Annotated in this window: 18 protein-coding genes; 9 read left to right on the top strand and 9 right to left on the bottom strand. The window is 46.0% G+C overall.

The genetic code is table 11. The features are described 5' to 3' along the window. Positions 1-138 precede the first annotated feature (138 nt). Positions 139-555, bottom strand: coding sequence for an EVE domain-containing protein (locus J3491_RS10575; RefSeq protein ID WP_243456351.1), 417 nt, complete (start codon positions 553-555; stop codon positions 139-141). A 306-nt stretch (positions 556-861) separates the two neighbouring features. On the opposite strand from J3491_RS10575, the gene hemW reads away from it, so the two are divergent. Continuing rightward, entirely contained in the window at positions 862-2,112 is a 1,251-nt protein-coding gene (gene hemW / locus J3491_RS10570; protein ID WP_207970188.1) for a radical SAM family heme chaperone HemW, read from the top strand. Between the two features lie 152 nt (positions 2,113-2,264). On the opposite strand, the gene J3491_RS10565 is transcribed toward hemW, so the two are convergent. Then, complete coding sequence (locus J3491_RS10565) at positions 2,265-2,405, bottom strand: entericidin A/B family lipoprotein (protein ID WP_075102429.1); 141 nt, start codon at positions 2,403-2,405, stop codon at positions 2,265-2,267. A 401-nt stretch (positions 2,406-2,806) separates the two neighbouring features. Here J3491_RS10565 and J3491_RS10560 point away from each other — a divergent pair, with 401 nt between their 5' ends. Beyond that, positions 2,807-3,358 (top strand): tRNA (cytidine(34)-2'-O)-methyltransferase, encoded by a 552-nt coding sequence (locus J3491_RS10560; RefSeq protein ID WP_207970184.1) that lies wholly within the window; start codon positions 2,807-2,809, stop codon positions 3,356-3,358. Between the two features lie 32 nt (positions 3,359-3,390). Here the strand turns inward: J3491_RS10560 and J3491_RS10555 are convergent, their stop codons facing one another. From J3491_RS10555 to tusD, 4 genes are all read right to left on the bottom strand, one after another. Next, positions 3,391-3,735, bottom strand: a complete 345-nt coding sequence (locus tag J3491_RS10555; RefSeq protein WP_207970183.1) for a TusE/DsrC/DsvC family sulfur relay protein — start codon at positions 3,733-3,735, stop codon at positions 3,391-3,393. Next, positions 3,732-4,076 carry a hypothetical protein gene (locus tag J3491_RS10550; protein ID WP_192995514.1) on the bottom strand — a complete coding sequence of 115 codons (345 nt, stop codon included), beginning with the start codon at positions 4,074-4,076 and terminating at the stop codon, positions 3,732-3,734. The genes J3491_RS10555 and J3491_RS10550 overlap by 4 nt, the downstream gene beginning before the upstream one ends. A gap of 135 nt (positions 4,077-4,211) precedes the next feature. After that, the gene (locus tag J3491_RS10545) at positions 4,212-4,535 is read right to left on the bottom strand and encodes a hypothetical protein (protein WP_207970182.1); all 324 of its coding nucleotides are present in this window, start codon (positions 4,533-4,535) and stop codon (positions 4,212-4,214) included. 59 nt (positions 4,536-4,594) lie between these two features. Then, the gene (gene tusD, locus J3491_RS10540; RefSeq protein WP_207970181.1) at positions 4,595-5,002 is read right to left on the bottom strand and encodes a sulfurtransferase complex subunit TusD; all 408 of its coding nucleotides are present in this window, start codon (positions 5,000-5,002) and stop codon (positions 4,595-4,597) included. 225 nt (positions 5,003-5,227) lie between these two features. Here tusD and glnE point away from each other — a divergent pair, with 225 nt between their 5' ends. The 5 genes from glnE to J3491_RS10515 all read left to right on the top strand — a co-directional run bounded on the left by glnE (position 5,228) and on the right by J3491_RS10515 (position 12,794). Beyond that, a complete protein-coding gene (gene glnE, locus J3491_RS10535) occupies positions 5,228-8,098 on the top strand; it encodes a bifunctional [glutamate--ammonia ligase]-adenylyl-L-tyrosine phosphorylase/[glutamate--ammonia-ligase] adenylyltransferase (protein ID WP_243456349.1) in 2,871 nt (956 codons plus the stop codon). 191 nt (positions 8,099-8,289) lie between these two features. Next, positions 8,290-9,219, top strand: coding sequence for a branched-chain amino acid transaminase (locus tag J3491_RS10530; protein WP_075102435.1), 930 nt, complete (start codon positions 8,290-8,292; stop codon positions 9,217-9,219). 309 nt (positions 9,220-9,528) lie between these two features. Further along, the gene (locus tag J3491_RS10525) at positions 9,529-10,617 is read left to right on the top strand and encodes a glycosyltransferase family 4 protein (protein ID WP_207970180.1); all 1,089 of its coding nucleotides are present in this window, start codon (positions 9,529-9,531) and stop codon (positions 10,615-10,617) included. A gap of 236 nt (positions 10,618-10,853) precedes the next feature. Next, complete coding sequence (locus tag J3491_RS10520; protein ID WP_207970179.1) at positions 10,854-11,816, top strand: glycosyltransferase family 2 protein; 963 nt, start codon at positions 10,854-10,856, stop codon at positions 11,814-11,816. A gap of 3 nt (positions 11,817-11,819) precedes the next feature. Further along, positions 11,820-12,794, top strand: coding sequence for a capsular polysaccharide synthesis protein (locus tag J3491_RS10515; RefSeq protein ID WP_207970178.1), 975 nt, complete (start codon positions 11,820-11,822; stop codon positions 12,792-12,794). Between the two features lie 12 nt (positions 12,795-12,806). Here J3491_RS10515 and J3491_RS10510 read toward each other — a convergent pair whose 3' ends face one another. The 3 genes from J3491_RS10510 to aspS all read right to left on the bottom strand — a co-directional run bounded on the left by J3491_RS10510 (position 12,807) and on the right by aspS (position 16,537). Beyond that, on the bottom strand, positions 12,807-13,604 hold the full coding sequence (locus J3491_RS10510) for a glycosyltransferase (protein ID WP_207970177.1): 798 nt from the start codon (positions 13,602-13,604) through the stop codon (positions 12,807-12,809). Between the two features lie 79 nt (positions 13,605-13,683). Next, on the bottom strand, positions 13,684-14,643 hold the full coding sequence (locus J3491_RS10505) for a lysophospholipid acyltransferase family protein (RefSeq protein ID WP_207970176.1): 960 nt from the start codon (positions 14,641-14,643) through the stop codon (positions 13,684-13,686). 67 nt (positions 14,644-14,710) lie between these two features. Continuing rightward, entirely contained in the window at positions 14,711-16,537 is a 1,827-nt protein-coding gene (gene aspS, locus J3491_RS10500; RefSeq protein WP_207970186.1) for an aspartate--tRNA ligase, read from the bottom strand. A gap of 355 nt (positions 16,538-16,892) precedes the next feature. On the opposite strand from aspS, the gene sohB reads away from it, so the two are divergent. Then, complete coding sequence (gene sohB / locus J3491_RS10495) at positions 16,893-17,867, top strand: protease SohB (protein WP_100749572.1); 975 nt, start codon at positions 16,893-16,895, stop codon at positions 17,865-17,867. Between the two features lie 265 nt (positions 17,868-18,132). Beyond that, positions 18,133-19,383, top strand: a complete 1,251-nt coding sequence (locus J3491_RS10490; RefSeq protein ID WP_207970185.1) for an acyl-CoA dehydrogenase family protein — start codon at positions 18,133-18,135, stop codon at positions 19,381-19,383. Positions 19,384-19,420 lie beyond the last annotated feature (37 nt).

Here is a 19,420-nt window from a genome sequence, read left to right as displayed (position 1 = left end):
TAAGCGTCTATTTTTACCAATGAAGCGGCAAAAAAGAGTCCTGTCCCTACGGCTGATGCTAAAATTGCGCCATACTGCGTTGCAAACCTAGCTAAGGCATCTGCATTATCGTCGATTTGCGCCTTGTCTGGAACAATTTTAGCGATCAGCAGTGCCTATTTTTGAGTGTTCAACACGCCCTAATGAGTCCTCTAGCGCAGGCAGGAATTTAAGCGCTGATAAAGGCAAAACGTCGGTGAAAGCTTGCTCAAAAGTGACGTCTACCATATACCAGCGCGGCTGATCTTCAGTGGCGATGGGGTCATAGTGACGATGCTCAGGATGGAATTGGCTGGGGTCAGGGTAGCCCGCCTTACTGATAGTCATGATACCGGCAACTCCAGAAGGCTTGGCGCTGGAGTGATAAAAAAACACCTTGTCACCGACTTGCATATCGTCGCGCATAAAGTTGCGTGCACGGTAATTGCGCACGCCATCCCAGTGCTCTGTACCTAGGCGCTGTAAATCATTGATGCCGAAAAAGGTAGGGTTGGATTTCATGAGCCAATAGGCCATCGTATTCTCCTTTTGTTATTATTGAGTGGTTGCTTTTGATCATTACGCGCTCAATATATAGTCGCTATACAGTCATTTATGCCAATATCTGCTCCTGTAAATGGCTGTCAGTATGATTTTATCATCCAGCGCTTTTCTTTATACTGTGTAGTCGTTATCCTAGTGCTGCTTTTGCTCATCATCGCCGCGCGTTATTTTTCGCATTGTTGGTTATTCGTTTTTGAATAGCTTTTTTTAATAGATACCTTTGTTATGTCAAACACCCAAGCAGTTAATTTATCTAATGATAGCCGCGACCATAAGACGATGTCTAATGCAGGTAGGCTGGAGGTGGGCGAGATCCCATTGGCGCTCTACATTCATATTCCGTGGTGCGTAAAAAAATGCCCTTATTGTGATTTTAATTCACACGAGCTGCCAGCGGATACGCAGCTGTCTATGTATGATGAGTATGTCGATGCGCTGTTAGCCGATGCACTGATGCAGCAGCCGCTGTCCCAAGGGCGAGAGGTCAGTTCGATTTTTATCGGCGGTGGTACACCGTCGCTATTACCAATCGCTCACTATCAGCGACTGTTTGCAGGGCTAAAAGACATATTTTGTTTTGCTGCTGATATCGAAGTGACGATGGAAGCCAACCCAGGAACGCTCGAGCATGCGCCCTTTGCTCAGTATCTAGACGTGGGTATCAATCGCTTGTCTATCGGTGTGCAAAGCTTTGCCGCTGATAAGCTGACAACGCTTGGGCGTATCCATGATCCTGCGCAGGCGCTGTCCGCGATCCGTGCAGCTCGGCTGGCTGGGTTTGAGCGGGTCAATGTGGACTTGATGCATGGGTTGCCGCAGCAGACTTATCAAGAAGCATTGGCCGATATTCAGATGGCGCATGAGGCGGGGGCGACACATATATCTTGGTATCAGCTGACGATTGAGCCAAATACGGTGTTTTATCGTAGCCAGCCTGTATTGCCAAACGAGGACAATCTGGCCGATATTGAAGAGGCGGGTCAGGCGCTATTGCAGCAGCTTGGTTACACCAATTATGAAGTATCTGCTTGGGCAGGCTCGTATGATAAGCCATGCCGACACAATGTGAACTATTGGCAGTTTGGTGATTATTTAGCGATTGGCGCGGGAGCTCATGGCAAAGTCACCATTGCAAGTGATGCCCTAGATCATGCAGCATTTGACACAAACAACGAGTTACGTGCGCAGTCTGGTATCTATCGTTTTAGTAAATCGCGCTTGCCAAAAGACTATATGGATTATCACCGTGTCAGTACGGATGACACTAGCTTGATGGCCCCAAAGATGGTCGGCTGGCAGGCCATTGCGCCTGATGAGCTGGTCAGTGAGTTTATGCTCAATGCCCTAAGGCTACATGGTGGGGTGGCGTGGTCATTGTTTAGCGCTCGGACAGGGCTTGGGTATGCTGAGATTGCCGCGCAGGTTCAGGGTTTGGTGGCGCAAGGATTGCTGGTAGATAGCACAGAACGCCTACAGCCAAGCCAGTTAGGCCAGCGTTATCTCAATCAGATATTGCGAGCGTTTTTATAAAATGAGATTTGTAAAATGACAGGTTGCGCAATCTATTAAAGTAAAAAATAGAACGTTACCAATGAGATATAATGTATGAAAAAATACAAAGCCAAAAAAAGACTTATCAACTAAATGATAAGCCTTTTTAATACAAAATCTACTTATTGAGCTTAGATTTTGTTTTGAACGTCTTGTGCGCCGTCAGTTACAGCGTTGCCTGCGCTTTCAACGTCTTGGCCAAGACCTTTAAAGGTGTTGCAACCAGTTAAAACAAACATAGCAGTCAAAGATGCGATGATTACTTTTTTCATAATAATATCCTCAAGATAAATCGATTGTTATAAGTAATGACAGTAACACTTAGTATGGTACCAAGGCTTACTGTAGGGCTGCTAGATAGCAAAGCGAAATGTAGATACCGTCTTGCTATCCGTTACAGACATCATAGTGAAAGTTAAAAACCATGCACAGTATCAAAATGTAATTATTGGCAGTAAACTGTAACTTATGATTACTTACTGATGCTATCTATAGTCGAATTCAAATAAATCGGATATATGGCGATCAAGCTGCTCAATGCGATCAATAAAACGTTGGTTTTCTTGGGTGCTGTGCCTGCGCTGCTCAAGTCTGAGAAAACAGCTTTTCATATTACTGTATCGTTTTTATATCGGGCTGACTGTCTAAAATTTAGACCACTCACGGAGTTTGTATGACCATTCATATTGTGCTGGTAGCCCCCAAAATGCCCAGCAATACCGGCAATATCATTCGTTTATGTGCCAATACAGGCGCTCAGCTGCATTTGGTTAGGCCATTAGGGTTTGAGCTTGATGATAAAAAACTGCGCCGTGCAGGACTGGATTATCATGAGTACACGCATATGCAGGTTCACGATGATTGGCCAGCTGCCAGACGTGCGCTACAAGCGGCGGATTGTCATACCATTACTGCTCTGACTACCAAGCTGAGCCAGCCTTTTTATGACTATGATTTTGGCAAACGACCGGATAATGAGACTGGCCAGATGCCAAACATCGCGTTGGTCTTTGGCTCAGAGACGGCTGGTCTGGCAGATGATATCCGAGAGGACATTGGCGCGGCTCATTGGCTGCGCTTGCCGATGCTGGCGGACTCGCGCAGTCTTAATTTGTCCAATAGTGTGGCGATATGCTTGTACGAAATTTGGCGTCAGCAGGGGTTTGTAGGCGATGAAGGGCGCAGTATCGGCTATGAGAGCTTGACGGTGTATGATCCAAAATAGTGCTACTGGCCATGGCTGCTATCAAATACAAACTATAAACAGTTCGGCGGTTTGGGCAAGCCTGCCAAGCGATTGACATGGCGCGCCACCAGTCCTGTGTTAAACAGCTGCTGTAGCTTTTGGTTGCTGATGTCGTACTCGGGCAGGGTTTTTTGTAGCCATTTGATCAGTGGACGGGTGGCTGGTGGGTGGTTGAATTTGGCAAAAAACGCGCGTACCTGCAGCAAAACCTGCAAGTGCTCCTCTGCTAGCTGTACCTCTAAGGTATCGGCTAGCTGCTGGGCGATGGCAGGCGTCCAAATGGTGTGGTCACATAGATGGCCGTCTTCATCCAATTCAATAGCGGGCTGTGCGGCATGGGTTGTACTATCGTTCATAGGGCAATGGTCACCACTTTATCAAATTTAGCATGATTGCTATCGATGCTTCCTGTCAGTGCGACCCATTGTTGATCGCTTAGTATTGCACTGAGTTTGGTATCTAGCTGTAATTGCTCAACGGCGCTGGTCGTGAGCTGCGCGATATCATCGCTCAGCGCATACATAGCCGCGATACCGTCTATGTCTTTGTCAGCCAAATAAGCATTGAGCCAGTCGATAAATGCAGCCGTCGTCCCCAATAACAAGATGCTATCACCGCGCTGCCAAGTGCGAGACATCTCGTCTGTGCAGCGTCTTAGCGTATCTATGCTGCTATGTAATTGATATAAAGTTGCCATGATAATGTCCAAATTATATCCAGCCGCTTGCGTCTATCGATGCCTATGCGTTATCGGTAAGCACAAACGCCAAATGGATGGTGGTTTTGATATAGTTGTGTGAGCTTGTACAGATTTTGACAAAGGGTTGAATTATCAAAAGGTTAAGATTCGCTCGAAGTCTGCTGCAGGTATCACTTCTGGAACCAATATCAGCTGTGAGGCCAGATCAGTAGGCAGCATACCTGTGACCCAGCCGCTAAAGACATCGTCAGGCAGCCACGCTGCTGGCATGTCATAGAGCTCAAGCGATTGTATCATCCCGTGCAAACGTGACTCTGGCTGCATCAGCAAGCCAAAGACAGGCGCATCTAGATACAGCTGCACATCATGACCAAAGGTCGCCAGCGTTAGTGCCAACGCGCAACCTTCATAGCTGGCCATTTCGGTCGGCGTATGCAGCTTAATCAATAATTTCATAGAAATCTCCTACTTAAATGTACTGATGAGTTGGGCTGAGCTTATATCGCTTGAGGTGATCAAAACTGTATCAACCGGCCATCAGCCTGCATCATCATTGCCAGCTCACTTAGACCGACCAAGGTAAATCCTGCGGCCAGATTATCCCCGCTTAGCTGATGGCGGGCGCTGTTATCGGTATCGCTAATACCGCGACCGAGTGCGGTACTGACGCAGACCGGTAGCGACAGCTGATACTGCTCTGCCAGATTTTGCCATGCTTTGGCCACATCAAGCTGGTCTGCCGATTGCCAGCGCAAGCGATTGGCCGTATGTGCGCCGTCGCCATAAAAAAACACGTTCAAGGTATGACTGCTGTCATCTGCTGGGCGCGCGCTGAGATAGGCACGAGCATAACGTAGGGCTAAATGGGCGAGAGGATGGCTGGGATCAGCCGTCACTAACAGCAAAGGGGTCGTGGTGGTCATAGGAGGTCTTATCTATCATTTGTGCTAAAGTGGTTTATGCTACCATAAAGCGGCCAAAAGCAGATAGGATCACTGTGAATGAATGGGGTTTTCTACCAAGTTTACCAGATATAGACATATTAGATGTCGTGATGGGAGCTGGTGACTGCTTCGTAATAAAAAATAATAAACTTATGGGCTAGGTTCACGTAGTCTTATCACTCTATGTAAGGAGTTTCTTTTTCTATGTTACCTGCTATGTCTTCACGCTCGACCCATGGTACAGACTATCAGCCGACCGCAGAGCAGCTGCAGATATTACGCACTGCCAGTGAGTTTGCTTATCAGATTTGGGAGAGTCGGACAGTCTCTTGTCAGACGTTTTTGCGTAGCTATCCGCTGGATCAAACCCTCACACGCCAGCAAATCGATGACTTGATCCAAGACTATACGTTGGATGAAAACTACCAACTCGCTGATGAGGCCAAAGTGATGAGTGGTCTTCGCCATCTGCGCACTTTGCTGATGATGCGCTGGATTTGGCAAGACGCGCTGCACATGATAGCGCTTGAGCAATTGACCGATGAGCTGTCGGAGTTTGCAGACGGCTGTATCTCTTTTGCCAAGAATTATACCTACCAGCATCTGATCAAAAAGTACGGCGAGCCGACTTTTATCAATGCGCAGGGTCAAGTACAAACAGACGACATGGCGATTATGGCCATGGGAAAACTTGGCGCGCATGAGCTGAATTTATCCAGTGATATCGACCTTATCTTTGTCCATCAAGCGCGCGGTGAGACCAATGGCGACAAAACCAAGGGCACACGCAGCATAGACAATAAGCGCTTTATGACAAGGCTTGGTCAAGGCATCATTAAATTGCTTGATAATAATACCGCAGATGGCTTTGTGTTTCGTGTCGATATGCGCCTGCGTCCATGGGGTGATGGTAGCGACTTGGCCATCCATTTGTCTGCGTTACAAAAATACTTTTCATTACACGGGCGCGCGTGGGAGCGTTTTGCTTGGCTCAAGGCTCGTGTGGTCGGCCATATAGAGCCGCCATTTTATGAGGCGATACAAGCGCTCATCAAACCCTTTGTCTTTCGCTATTATGTGGATTATAGTGCGTTTTCGGCGCTCAGAGAGATGAAGTCTTTGATTCAAAACCAAGTGGTTCAGCGCGAGGATTTGGACAATATCAAACTTGGCGCAGGCGGTATCAGAGATGTCGAGTTTATCGTTCAGGCGTTTCAGCTTATCTATGGCGGCAGGCACCCACAGCTACAGATCAAATCCTGCCTGCAAGCGATGCAGGCATTGTACACGCTTGAGTATTTAGAGCGTAGTACCTACGAGCAGCTACAAGCAGCCTATCGTTTTTTGCGCCGACTCGAGCATGGTATTCAGGCAATCAATGACCAACAAACCCAGCGTCTGCCTCATGATCGGCAGTGGCAGCACAATCTGGCGATTACCCTTGGTTTTGCTGATTGGGAAGGGTTACTAAGTACGCTCAACCATCACCGCCACAATGTCAATGTACCCTTTGAGCGTATGGTCACCGAGCGGCAAATACCCGACCACGAAGATACCGACCTTGAGCCAGAGCAGCTAGATGAGCAAATCGCCCGCTTAAATGAGGTGTTGACAAAAGACAATCGTGAGCTGCTACAAGGCTTTTGGCAGTCAAAAATGGTCGCCAATCTGAGCGATGAAGCTCGTGAGCGTTTGGATGATGCTTATCCGGTCATTGTCCATGCCTTGCTTGCTCATCAAGAGCAGCAGCAACTGGCAAACACCGCACTGCCGAGGCTCATCTCCTTACTCGAGGCGATTTGCCGCCGCTCTATCTATTTGGTGATGATCGCCGAAAACCCCAACGCTACCATTGAGCTGATTCCGATGCTCTCAGCCAGCCCTTGGATTGCTAAAGAGCTGGCGCAGTATCCGGTGTTACTCGATACTTTTTTGCAGCAGCGCTATCGTCACCTGCCAGACAAGCTTGAGCTACGTGATATCTTGCGGCAACAGTTATTGCGCGTCGAGCCCAATGACGAAGAAAAGCTACTAAGCGTATTGCGACTGTTTAAAAAAAACCAAGTGTTGGCAGTCGCTGCCAGTGATGTATTGGCTGAGCGCCCGATTATGAAGGTGTCAGACTCGTTGACCTATATCGCCGCTGTGGTGCTAGAGGCGGCGCTGGAGCGTGCTTTTGCCGAGATTGTCAAGCGTTATGGTTATCCCATCGGCCAAGATGGTGATCCTGTGACCGAGGCGGACTGCGGCTTTGCCATTATCGGTTATGGCAAACTTGGCGGGCTAGAGCTGTCCTATTCGTCAGATTTGGATTTGGTGTTTTTGCACAAGATAAAAGAGCAGGGCATGACCACGGGCGAAAAATCCGTGAGCGGTATGAAGTTTGCGGCGCGCTTGGTACAAAAGCTAATGAACTACTTAAATACCCAAACCCGAGATGGCCGCGCTTATGAGATTGACATGCGCCTGCGCCCGTCAGGTAATGCTGGCATGATGGTGGTCTCCTGCCATGCGTTCGAGACTTATCAGATGGACAAAGCATGGTCGTGGGAGCACCAAGCGCTGGTGCGAGCGCGAGCGATATGCGGTGATAAGCGAGTGACGGCGCGCTTTTGTGATATTCGCCGAGAGGTGCTATCGCTACCGCGCACGATAGAGCAGGTGCGCACGGAAGTCACCAGTATGCGTATCAAGATGCAAAAACATCTGGGCACCAGTCAGTGGCAGCAGCAAGCGGGCAAGTTTCATCTGAAACAAGACGCCGGCGGGATCATCGATATTGAGTTTTTGGCACAATTTGCGGTATTGGCCTATTCGCATGATCATCCAAGCTTGACCAAATGGAGCGACAATGTCCGTATATTTGAAGAAATGGCGTTGCTTGGTATCTGGGATCAGCAAGTTTGCCAAGATCTGACCGATGCTTATCTCAGAATACGTGCGGCCACTCACCAGTTGGCACTATCTGAGCAGTCGCTGTTGGTCGATGAGTCGCTATGGAAAGAGACGCGCGCACTGGTGCAAGATCAGTGGCAGCGCTTGATGGGGGTGGATGATGCTGAGGATACGCCTTGAGCATTGAGACGATGTACAAACTACTTATAAAAAAATTGACAATTGGTTTTCTTAAACCGATTTTCACAACCAAAATGCATTTTTTACCATAAAAATAAATGTGGTGGTGGTATCATATACGATTGATAATCACTGTTAAACAAAACCTACTTAAAAAAGTTAGACGTCAGCGCTAGCATAAGGACTATAAAATGAATATGGCAACACAAGAAGGTAAGCTTTGGATGAATGGCACGATGATCGAGCAGCCCGATGCCAGCGTCCACGTACTGACTCATAGCCTACATTATGGCATGGCAGTATTTGAAGGGGTTCGCGCTTACCAAACTGCTGACAACCGTACAGCGATTTTTCGCCTAAAAGAGCACACTGAGCGCTTGATGGGCTCAGCGAAGATTTTTCAGATGGATGTGCCTTTTGATGCAGCGGCGCTTGAGCAAGCCCAAAAAGACGTGGTCAAACAAAACCACTTGGCAGAGGCGTATATCCGTCCGCTGATTTGGGTTGGGGCAGAAAAACTTGGCCTATCATCACGTGATAACAGTATCAATGCCATGGTTGCGGCATGGCACTGGGGTGCCTATCTTGGTGAAGAAGGCATCAAAAACGGTATCCGTGTCAAAACCTCATCATTTACCCACCACATGACCAATGTGACCATGTGTAAAGCCAAGGCCTCGAGCAACTATCCTGTCTCTATCATGGCCAACCAAGAAGTCACCCGAAATGGTTATGACGAAGCCATCCTAATGGACCCACAAGGTTATGTCTGCCAAGGCGCAGGCGAAAACTTGTTTTTGGTCAAAGACGGTGTGCTACATACGCCAGATCTGGGCGGCGGCGCGCTTGACGGTATCACCCGTCGTACCATTATTCAGTTTGCTGAAGATTTGGGTATCAAAGTCGTCGAGCGCCGCATCACGCGTGACGAGTTTTACTTGGCGGATGAAATCTTTATGACTGGCACGGCTGCCGAAGTGACTCCGATTCGTGAATATGATGATCGTACCATCGGCAATGGTGGCCGCGGCCCGTTGACAGAAAAGCTGCAAACCTTGTATTTTGATGTGGTGCATGGCCGTAATGAGCAGTATATGGATTGGCTCAGCTTTATTGATTAAGTTTTAACATGACGCTGCATGAAGAAAGCTAAGACTTTGATGGTCTTGGCTTTTTTTGATTTGTTATGGGGAGGGTATCGACAAGCTCGCACATATATGATGGATGTTGTATCATAGCTGCGCTTGGCCGCTAATTATTTATTAGCAAGCATCATGAAGCTGCTGGTCATCTGTAGGCCACACTGCCGAGCGCGATACAATTTTGGCGCAAAGGTGTGCTGGGTAAAAAAATGTGCTGGGTAGAAATAGTATAAATCTGCCTCTTTTTCTGGTATTGGTCGTACGCCTAATAAAATAATGGAGAAGCCGTTGAGAGTCTTACATTTTGTCACTGGTGGCTTTTCTGGAGCGACGAAAGTTGCTATTGATTTGGTCGAGGCTCACAATCAAATCGAATCAACGGACAATTTATTAGTATTGCGCCGAAAAAAAACGACAGTCGCAGAAAAGCTGACAGAGCTTGAAGAAAAAGGCATCGACTATCAAATAGTCACAGGTAAGACGCATCTTGCGACTGTCCATGAATTAAAAAAACTATGTAAGCAATGGCGACCTGACATATTGGTTGCGCATGGGTTTCCTGAGCATTTACTTGGAAGACGAGCAGGGCTGTTGGCACAAGTGCCTTACCTAGTACAAGTGGAGCATAATTCTAAAGAGCGCTACACACCGTGGACGCGACATCAAACACGTAAACTCAGTAAATCCACGGCCAGTATTGTGGCGGTCTCTGAAGGGGTGGCTCAGGTATTGTCTGCGCAAGGTCTTCATGCCCCCATTCATGCCATTCCAAATGGTATCGATACCACTCGATTTGGCGGTGCTCATCCCGTAGCTGTCCATCAAAGGCCGCAAGATCTGATCATGGTGGGGCGCTATGCCAAAAGTAAGGACCATGTTACTTTGATTGAAGCGCTACAGCAGTTAAAACAAAAAGGCATCACTCCCACGCTGACTCTAGTAGGGAGTGGCCGTAAGCGCTATCAAAAACGAATACATGACCTAGTGGCTCGTTATGAGCTACAAGATCAAGTGACTTTTATAGAGTACAGTAGTGAGGTTGAAAAGCTATTGCGCCAACATAAAGTGTTTGTCATGTCGAGCCGTTTTGAAGGGTTGAATCTTGCAGTATTAGAGGCTATGGCAAGCGGCTGCGTCTTAGTAGGCAGTACCGCGATGGGGGTAAAAGAGCTGATTGATGATAAAGCAGATGGATTTTTATTTCCTATCGGCGACTCAGCAGCGCTAGCAGATATCTTAGAGACCGTGCTGTCTGATCCAAAAAACTACCAAGCGTTTGCTCATGCCGCAAGAGAAAAAGTCTTAAAACACTACGATAAAAAACATGTCACTCAGGCATATTATGAGTTGTTTCAAAGTTTATTATCAAATAGTTAGGGCATGTCCTTATTTTATTACTATAGTTAACCTACTTTAAAACAGGTACATCACTACTAGTGTTCATTTTCCTTACTTGCTGTTTCTACGCTTACAGATGCTGCAAAAAATAAATACCATTAGTATATAGTCTCGTGGTGCACAGTATCTTGCCTACCAGTTTTATTTAGGATTGACTATATGTATAGAATTAGGACATGCTCCAGTAATCAATTAGATTTCAATGTGGGCGTGTTATGAATCAAAATGATATAACAATTAATATCTTAATACCTGTGTATAACGTTGAAGATTATGTAGAGGAATGTATCGAGTCAATCCTTGCTCAAATAGATAATAGAGCATCAATCTTAATTATGAATGATGCGGCGACAGATAACAGTGCGTCTATCATAGAACATTATAAGAAACATCCTCAAGTAGATGTTTTTGACGCACCTCATAACAGAGGGCTGTCAGCAACCCGTAATGCTCTTTTTAATATGGCTCAAGCAGATTATGTATGGTTCATAGATTCTGATGACGTCATGTATGAAGATGCTTATTCATCTGTCATGTCACAGCTAGAAAAGCTAAATTCGGATGTGTTGTGTGCAGACTATGTGTCATTACGTGGAGAAAAAGAAGTTAAGAAAAAGGCGTTTATAGGCAAGGCCAATAGAAATTTAGCCAATAATAACAATGACTTCTTGGACAATGTTGTTGCAAATAACAGCAACCATGTTTGGAATAAAGTCTTTAGAAGACAGCTGATACAAGATGTAAGATTTAAAGAAGGATTGAACTTTGAAGATATCTTGTTTATGACCGATCTTTCGTTAAAGAATTTTAAATATAGCTATTTGAAGTATCCAGTCATAAAGTATCGTGAGCGTGAGGGTTCTATTCTAAAAAATCTCGATAAAAAATACGTAGATGATTATTTATTTGCTTTTATTTATCGTGTTGAAAACTATCAGAGATATGCTGAAAAAGATGGCTATCATTATTTACAGTATAAGGTCTATAAGCGTTATATAGGGTTGTTAAATAAAATAGCTAAAAATAACCAGAAAGATTTACTAAAAGACACCTATGATCAATACAATAATTTCTTTTCAGAGCTCTACCTAACTGCTCGTAAAGCGCTACCATTACATCAAAAAACAATACTTGATATTAAGAATTCTAAACTAGATAAAATTTTGAAAGGGATATAGACCATGGAAAACATTTTTCACGTTATCAGTAATAAACCTTTTAAGATTTTCTATAATGGTCTAGTGCCTAGAAGTAAAAGAAAGGAATGGGGTTTTCGATATTCAGAGCTTCCAGTACAAGCTCAAGTAGCCACATACTGGAATCGTATTATAGAGGCTTACTTTAATGGTGAAATCGAAAAGTACAACATTCAACCCAAAAAGGATTTTAAGAATAAAAAAATTATTTGGCAGTATTGGGCCCAAGGGGTAGAGAATGCTAAAGATACTGCTAAATTATGTTTTGCATCAGTTGATAAGTATAAAGGTGACTATGAGGTAATACGGATTACAGATGCAAACATAGATGAGTATCTTGATTTACCTGAGTTTATAAAAGATAAAAGAAAGAATCCTGAGTTTCGTCCAGTGTTTTTTTCTGATTTATTAAGAGTCCTTTTAATAAACGTCTATGGAGGCATATGGTTAGATGCATCAATATTACTCACCGATGATCTTCCTACTAAGTACGAAGATTATGACTTTTTTATGTTTTCAAGAGATCCTGATTCTGTTAATAAAGATTGGGGCAAAGGTGACCAACACTTTTACTTTAGTTGGCGTGAAGAGTTTAAAGTTAAACACTTGAGTAGTATCATGTATGGTCATGAAAAAAGTGAACTATCTTCAGTGATGTTAGATTTATTATTATACTTCTGGAAAAATGAGGAGGAAATCCCTCATTACTTCTTTTTCCAGATAATGATTAATGAATTAAAAGATATGAATGTCATTGATTTTAATTTCCCAGCAGAGGATGACACACTACCGCATTTACTGCAGACTAAAATGAATAAAAAATTTAAATTAGAGGAATATCAGTTTATTAAAACACAAGCCTCCTTGCACAAGCTTAGCTTACACGAAGAGCTTAAGGAAAAAGATATCCTTGGAAATTTAACTTACTATGGTTTCTTTAAGAAAGAAATCTTTGGCTGATAATTTTTTAACCTACTGCCAATACTCCTCAAGCCATGGACTTGATTTTACATGACGGTACCATTTGCCGCCGCCGCCTTTGATGGCATCGGGCGGATTAATCTCACCGTGGAAAATGACGATTTTTGCGCCCTCAGGTAGGGTCGGGGCACGTACCAGATTAAGTGGAATAGGGGCAATACATTGGTATTTGAAGCTCACGCACCAGTCTTTATCCCAGTATTCTAAATGATGATGCTCGCGCAGATAGTTCGATAGATAAGCCTGCTCATGGCGCACCTGCGTGCGAATGGTCTCAAAGTTACGCTCAAAGTTTGCCAGCAAGTTAGGATAAGTACCCATACCGATATTAAAGCGATAGACCGAGCTGTTACCAATCATGCGCCATGGTTTTTTCCAATCACGAATGATAACGACGCTGTCTGGGTGCGCTGCTTGATAGGTAAAAAATCCATCGATATTATCAACGATGACGATATCGATGTCTAAAAATAATGCTACACCTTTGAGATCATACAGCTCAGGCTTAAAGGTGGTAAGCTTTTTCCAACCACGCTCAGGGCCTGCAGGTAGATCTAGCTCAGGTATTGGGTAGCACTTTACGGCAGGGTCAATACCTGTACTGTCATCGGTCAGACATACCATCTGAAAGTCCAATGTCAGGTGGCGGCTCACCATATTGTATAGGCGGTTGACGTATTCTGGGCCATACTTATCACCCCATTTCATACAGATGACATAACGCTGCTCGGCAGTATGATCTGGTTGTGTCAGGGTGTCTGATAAGGGCTGGGTTATGTCAGTTGCCATAATGCACTCATATTAAAGTCAGTAGAGGGTAGGTCTATAAGGGTTTATATCGATTTATACGGTTGTTGCGGGTTAAAAATTATGGCATACGATGTGAGTTTTGCTCGTCATCATCAAGCCGCCTACGATGTTGATTGTTGTTACGAATAAAGTCTGCCAAGGCATTTTTATCAGCCGTATAAGGGTTGTCTAGCTCAGGGATATGCTTAAAGCGCCGATAGCCCCACATATAATGACTGCATTTATCCTCAATCATGTGCTGCATGGCCAAATTGAGCGCATGCGCTGCTGTTTTTGCATCGCGATCATACAGCGCTGGGTCATCAAGCTTATAGCAATAAATATCAAATCCGCGCCCATCATCACGGCGAATACAAGATAAGCCGACCAGTGCGCATTTGGTTTTACTAGCAAGCTTGGAGGCCAGTGTACTGGTCAACGTCTCAATCCCAAAAAACGGCACAACCACGCCGCCTGACGGATCGGGGACATGGTCGGGCAATATAATACTAAAGCCGCCTTGCTTTAAAGTTTTAAAGATAGCTCTGACCCCGCTACCATCGGTGGGTACCAGCGTGGCATTTAACCGCGAGCGGCCTTGCAAGACAAAGTCATTGGTCATGTCGCCTTTGACTGGTTTATACATGATGGTTGGGGCACCAAATTGATTGAGCCACGCGTTCATCATCTCCCAGGTACCCAGATGCGGGACGATGGCCAGCATACCGTTTGGACTGGCAAGACCTTCTAACAAAATGTCTTTATTGTGGACATCGCGTATCTGCTTGATGCTCCACTCAGGCGGCATCGCCCAGCTTTTGACCGACTCGATACTGGTCAAGCACTGATGATAGATAATCTCTTTGGTCAGCGCTTGTTTTTGCTGGTCTGATAAAGAATCAGCAATCAGCGCCATATTGATACTGACGGTGCGCATGATGCTCAAGCTGGGTATCTTTATGATAACCCAAGCGACAAAACGTGCCACTATCTGCAGGACGGACAGTGGCACGTATTTAAAGATATGGTACGGATTCATGACCACTCACGCAGTGATGAATCCTGTAGTCCGTCAGATAAAGAATAGTTAAACATTATCTGAGGGCTTACTGAGCAGGTCTATTGCTGTCGGCTTGTGCTTTTTCGCGCACACGGATACCAAGCTCACGTAGCTGCTTGCTATCGACTTCAGCAGGGGCTTGGGTCAATGGGCAGTCAGCAGTTTTGGTTTTCGGGAAAGCAATCACATCACGAATAGAGCCTGCGCCTACCATTAGCATGATCAAACGATCCAAACCAAAGGCAAGACCACCGTGCGGCGGCGCACCGAATTTTAAGGCGTCGAGTAAGAAGCTAAATTTCTCTTCGGCCTCTTGCTCATCGATACCTAGCGCTTCAAATACAGCTTGCTGCATCTCAAGGGTGTTGATACGTAAGCTACCACCACCGATTTCGGTACCGTTTAATACCATGTCATAAGCGATAGAAAGCGCGGTTTCTGGGCTGTTTTTTAGCTCGTCTACCGAGCCTTTAGGCTTGGTAAATGGATGGTGCATAGACGTCCAGCGGCCGTCGTCAGTTTGCTCAAACATTGGGAAGTCGGTCACCCAAAGCGGCGCCCACTCACATGTGGTGATGTCTAAATCTAGACCGATTTTTTGACGTAGGGCACCTATGGCATCGTTTACCACGCTGGCTTTGTCCGCACCAAAGAAAATAATGTCGCCATCTTCTGCACCAGTACGCTCGATAAGGCTAACCAAGACGTCATCAGTCATGTTTTTGATGATAGGCGACTGCAGGCCAGACTCTTTGTCGACGCCGTTGTTGATCAAGCTTACATCATTGACTTTAATATAAGCCAAACCGCGCGCGCCATAGATACCGACAAACTTGGTGTAGGCATCGATTTGCTTACGGCTGAGTGAAGCGCCGCCTGGGATACGTAGTGCTGCCACACGGCCTTTAGGGTCGTTTGCAGGACCAGCAAAGACTTTAAAGTCAACATCTTTCATCAAATCAGCCACATCGACCAATTTTAATGGAATACGTAAGTCAGGCTTGTCTGATGCGTAGTCACGCATCGCCTCGGCATAAGTCATGCGCGGGAAGGTGTCAAAATCGACATCAAGCATGGTTTTAAATAGGTGCTTGATCAGGCCTTCATTGATATTCATGATTTCTTCTTCGTTTAAGAAAGAAGTCTCGATATCTACTTGGGTAAACTCTGGCTGACGATCGGCACGTAAGTCTTCGTCACGGAAGCATTTTGCGATTTGATAATAACGATCAAATCCTGACACCATAAGAAGCTGCTTAAATAGCTGTGGTGACTGCGGCAAAGCAAAAAAGTTACCTGGGCGGGTACGTGAAGGCACCAGATAGTCACGTGCACCCTCTGGCGTAGCACGAGTCAAGATAGGGGTTTCAACATCTAAGAAACCGTGATCGTCGAGATAACGACGAATCGCTGAGGTGGCCTTGGCACGGAACACCATGCGCTCTTGCATGTGCGGGCGGCGCATGTCCAGATAGCGATACTTAAGACGCAAGTCTTCTGATACCGTGGTATTTTCGTCATTCAATGGGAACGGCGGGGTCTCAGATTTGGCCAGTACTTCAATCTCTTTGCCCAACAGCTCAACTTGACCACTGGTCATATTGTTGTTTTCGGTGCCTTCATAACGGCGGCGTACGCGGCCAGTGATTTTTAGCACATATTCAGGACGTACTGCATCAGCCGTCGCGAATGCCTCTGGCGTATCAGGATCGACGACGACCTGCAATATACCGGCGCGGTCACGCATGTCTAAAAAAATCACGCCACCGTGATCGCGACGACGATGTACCCAGCCTACGACACTGATGGTTTGCTCAAGTAAGCTTTCGGTTACGGCTCCGCAATATTCGTCTCGGTATTCGCTATGCGTCATAGTGCTTTGCGTCATAATATAGTTATCCAGTTGTCAGCCCAGTTCGAAATATAATAATGCAGCCATCATTGGCATGGCGCCAGTTAGGCACTGTGCGAATAGGCACTGTGCAAAAAAGCACAAATACGCGATTCAGACAAATGGTCATCGCGCAGGCTGCAGTAATTTGGTGTAAACGCATATTATGCCTAATCTGGCATTGTTATACAACTAGCGGTTGCCAGAGTATCTACGTTAAATAATGTCATCATGCTTGAAAATACGGCCAATCGGGCACATATCAGCTGCACATTAATAACAGCAACGTTATCATTATATCTACCGACATATCTACCGACTTGAGGAAATGACCATCATGCTATTTCATCCACCCAAAAATCCTATCGAGCTAAAAGTACGCCATCTAAACGAAGCGCAAAAGCAGCGCCGTGAGGATTTAATGGAAGCCACGCAAGGCAAAGCCGCCCTCAAGCAGTTCAAAAAGACCATGGCAAAAAAAGCCAAACAAGCGCTAAAGGCAAAAAATAAGAAAAAAAACAACGACAGCAAACCACAGGTATTTGTGCTGGATTTTGATGGAGATATCAAGGCCACAGCCGTCAAGCATTTGCGTGAAGAGATTAGCACACTGATTAGCACCGCCAACAAGGGTGATGAAGTAGTGGTGCGCCTAGAGTCAGGCGGCGGTTTGGTGCATGGTTATGGGTTGGCCGCGGCACAGTTGGTTCGTCTAAAAGACGCCGGTTTAACTTTGACTGTCTGTGTCGATAAAGTCGCGGCAAGTGGCGGTTATATGATGGCTTGTGTCGCCGATAAAGTGGTGGCTGCTCCGTTTGCTGTGATCGGCTCGATCGGGGTGGTCTCTCAATTGCCAAACTTTCATAAATGGCTCAAAAACCATGATGTCGACTATGAGATGTTTACCGCTGGCGACTACAAACGTACCGTAACGGTATTTGGAGAAAACGACGCCGAAGACCGCGCCAAGTACCAAGAAGAGCTTGAGCAGACGCATGCGCTGTTTAAGCATTTTGTCAATACCTACCGCCCGGCTCTAGACTTAGAAAAAGTCGCGACAGGCGAGCACTGGTATGGCGAAGATGCCTTGACGTTAAACTTGGTCGATGAGCTGAAAACCTCCGACAGCTATATCCTAGCACGTATGGAAGACAGTGAGGTGTATGCCCTGCATTCCAGACAAAAACCAACGCTTGCAGAAAAGCTGGGACTGGCGCAAGCAGCAGAGGCGACTCTACATGTGGCGCTCGATAAGCTGCCAGATGCCTTGGCGCGCTTTGAGTTAAACAGTCGTTTAAACATCCTAAAATAACATGAAATATCAAAAGGTTGTTTAGTGTTTAGCTCTACAGGCTTTATGATTGACTGATGAAGTGTTTGTATTTTGTAAAAGGCGTGGCCTAGCTGGTCGCGCCTTTTTTGCTGTTTATTGATAATCACTGTGTTATAAATGTAGCGGATAAAAGAGAGTATACGTACGTACACTATAATGTTTTATTAAAATTCCAATGTGAAATCTATAAGAGTCATTAACCATAAGTAGAGAAAAGGAAGTCACTATGTCTAGTCAAACCCTGATGTTTACCGCAACAGAACATGGTCAGGCTATGTATGCCAAAGTCAAAGCGTTCATAGAAACCTATATCGAGCCAATCGAAGCGCAGTTTTGGGCAGACTGCCATGCACAAAACCCTGATGGTGACTGGACCACATGGCAGTGGCCCGAAAAATACGAGAGCTTGCGTAAGCAGGCACGTGACGCTGGCTTATGGAACTTATTTTTGCCAGATGATGAGCTGGGTGCTGGCTTGTCTGTCACCGACTATGCGCCGATCGCTGAGCTGACAGGTCGTAGTTTGCTGGCGCCTTACGTATTCAATTGCAATGCACCTGATAGTGGCAATATGGAGTTGTTATGGCGCTATGGCTCAAAAGAGCAGCAAGACCAGTGGCTTACGCCGTTGTTAGAAGGTAAGACGCGCTCGGTGTTTTGTATGACCGAGCCTGAGGTGGCCTCCAGTGACGCGACCAATATGCAAGCGACGGCAGTGGTCGAAGGTGACGAAATCGTCATCAATGGCAGCAAGTGGTGGTCGTCAGGTCTGGGTGATCCTGCGGTCGATGTATTAATTGTCATGGCCTATACCCCTGATGAGAGTAAAGACCGTCACCATCAGCACTCGATGGTACTAGTGCCGGCAAAAACTGCTGGCGTCAAAATCGAGCGTATGCTCAAAGTATTTGGTGATTATGATGCGCCGCATGGTCATGGAGAGGTCTGCTTTAATGATGTGCGTGTGCCAGCCAGTCACTTTATCGGCGGGCCAGGTATGGGCTTTGAGATAGCCCAAGGCCGCTTGGGACCAGGCCGCATTCATCACTGTATGCGCTGTATCGGTGCGGCTGAGAAGTCGTTGGAGCTGGCTGTCAAACGCGGCATGGCACGGACGGCTTTTGGTAAGCCACTTATCCAGCTGGGCGGCAACTTTGAGCGTATCAGTGATGCTCGGGTTAAGATTGACCAAGCACGCTTATTGACACTATACGCGGCGCAAAAAATGGATGCCCAAGGCACCAAGGCGGCATTGACAGAGATCTCTGCGATAAAGGTCGTCGCACCCACGGTATTACAAGAAGTAGTCGATATGGCGATTCAAATCCATGGCGGTATGGGCGTGTGCCAAGACACGATGTTGCCGTCATTTTATGCACAAGCTCGAGCGCTGCGTCTAGCTGATGGCCCTGATGAAGTGCATAAAACCATGATTGCCAAACTTGAGCTAAAGCGTCAAGGTTTTAGCCGCTCGTCGAAACCTGCTAAATCTTAATATAAGAGTAGGGCGCGTTGCACATTCATAACGTGTT

This window comes from Psychrobacter halodurans (assembly GCF_017498075.1).
GTDB classification, from domain to species: domain Bacteria; phylum Pseudomonadota; class Gammaproteobacteria; order Pseudomonadales; family Moraxellaceae; genus Psychrobacter; species Psychrobacter celer.
The sequence above is the reverse complement of the archived record's forward strand: the minus strand, read 5'-3'. Positions and strand labels throughout refer to the sequence as shown.